Genomic DNA, 1,648 nt, shown 5'->3' with positions numbered 1-1,648 from the left:
CAGTATTGGAATACAGTCTTAGCTGCAATAAAATAGATTTTTTCGACAAGCTTTCAGGAAACGAAAAAATATTAGAAAAATTAGATAATGAAGATTTAAAATCAGTATTGGAATACAGTCTTAGCTGCAATAAAATAGATTTTTTCGACAAGCTTTCAGGAAACGAAAAAATAGATAGTGCATATTTAAGATCAGTATTAAATAAATGTATCTACGAAGATAAAATAGATTTTTTTGACAAGATTTTAGGAAACGAAAAAGTATTGGAAAAATTAGATCGTGAAAACTTAGAATCATTACTATCCGACTGTACCTACCATAATAAAATAGATTTTTTTGACAAGATTTTAGGAAACGAAAAAGTATTGGAAAAATTAAATACTGAATATTTAGGATTAGTATTAGGCATCTGTGTCTGCGAAGATAAAATAGATTTTTTTGATAAGTTTTTGAGAAACGAAAAAGTATTGGAAAAATTAAATACTGAATATTTAGGATTAGTATTAGGCATCTGTGTCTGCGAAAGTAAAACAGATTTTCTTGAGACACTTTCAGGAAACACTAAAGTGTTGGAAAAATTAGATAGTAAAGATTAAATTTAAGATTAATGTTAATCATCTGTATCGCAAAGGATAAATCATCTTAATGTGACAATTCCGAAGGTATGACTGAACAACATAAGTAAAAGAAATTTTAGGGTTTTGTAGCTTGAAAAGACGCCACTTTGTGGTGTCTTTCTTTTATTAAATTTAAAATTTTTAGCTTTATATTGATTTAACGTTTAATTGTGAATCTTTTATAACGATCATCTATACTCATTTAGCCTGAAAGTGGGATTTGGGAGAATGAAGAAAAAGCCTCATAAAGTTTATCAAATGCATTAATTTGGCATTTAATCCATCGTTTCATATTGGCCAAGAATTTTTCAATTGGATTTAGATCAGGGGAATATGGAGGTAAAAAAATTACCTTACACCCAAAAGATTCAATTAAATCTTTAGTTTTCTGTGACCGGTGAAAAGCAGCAGTATCCATAACTACCCCCTGACCTGGCTTTAGCTCCTTTATTAAAAATTGTTCTCCCCAAGTTTCGAATACCTTCGTAGTACAAGATCCATTAAATATCCTCGGAGCTATTGATTTATTATTCACTAATCCCGCTATAATATTTATTCGCGCGTAATATTTGAATTTTTAACTAAAGATCTTTTTTGTTAGAATTGGTAAAAGCAAGTCTTTTAAAAGTCTCTAAAAAAGATTGTATGTAAATTTTGTGAATGTTTAAGATTGCTTTAAAAGCGGTTTTATTCGAGGGGGAAAGCGGTACAAATGTAAAAAATGTGGAAAAAATTTCACGAGGTGTGCCTGAAAAAGACAAGCTGAACGCCCTTGTTTTATACGCAAGTGACTTTTCAATGAACCGAATTGCTCGGCGTTTTGGTGTCAGCGCGAGCGCTGTTTTGAAAGAGGTGGCACCTTAGGATCAAGGCTATGCGCCAAAATTGAGCCATCCCCAGAAGACAACGGTAGTGTCAAGGAAGTCGATGAATTTTGGAATTATTTAAAAAAGAAGCAAAAAATTTTGGATTTTTAAAGCTTGGATTTCTAAATTCTAGGATCGTGCAGGGCTTATCGATTAGGACTTGGT

Annotated in this window: 3 protein-coding genes; 2 read left to right on the top strand and 1 reads right to left on the bottom strand. The window is 31.4% G+C overall.

Going from position 1 to position 1,648, the window contains the following annotated elements:
• Nucleotides 1-596, top strand: a 596-nt coding sequence (locus tag K737_RS00720; RefSeq protein WP_152531009.1) for a hypothetical protein, incomplete at its 5' end; no start/stop codon positions are given.
• Nucleotides 597-819: 223 nt separating this feature from the next.
• Here the strand turns inward: K737_RS00720 and K737_RS00715 are convergent.
• The gene (locus tag K737_RS00715) at nucleotides 820-1,164 is read right to left on the bottom strand and encodes a transposase (RefSeq protein ID WP_268743837.1); all 345 of its coding nucleotides are present in this window, start codon (nucleotides 1,162-1,164) and stop codon (nucleotides 820-822) included.
• Nucleotides 1,165-1,277: 113 nt separating this feature from the next.
• Here K737_RS00715 and K737_RS00710 point away from each other — a divergent pair, with 113 nt between their 5' ends.
• Nucleotides 1,278-1,481 carry a helix-turn-helix domain-containing protein gene (locus tag K737_RS00710; protein ID WP_024161324.1) on the top strand — a complete coding sequence of 68 codons (204 nt, stop codon included), beginning with the start codon at nucleotides 1,278-1,280 and terminating at the stop codon, nucleotides 1,479-1,481.
• Nucleotides 1,482-1,648 lie beyond the last annotated feature (167 nt).

This window comes from Holospora undulata HU1, from assembly GCF_000388175.3.
In the GTDB taxonomy this organism is placed as follows: domain Bacteria; phylum Pseudomonadota; class Alphaproteobacteria; order Holosporales; family Holosporaceae; genus Holospora; species Holospora undulata_A.
The sequence above is the reverse complement of the archived record's forward strand: the minus strand, read 5'-3'. Positions and strand labels throughout refer to the sequence as shown.

What these genes read in the sequence shown, in the direction of transcription:
- K737_RS00710 (WP_024161324.1), top strand. Translation starts at nt 1,278, where the DNA reads ATGTTTAAGATTGCTTTAAAAGCGGTTTTATTCGAGGGGGAAAGCGGT.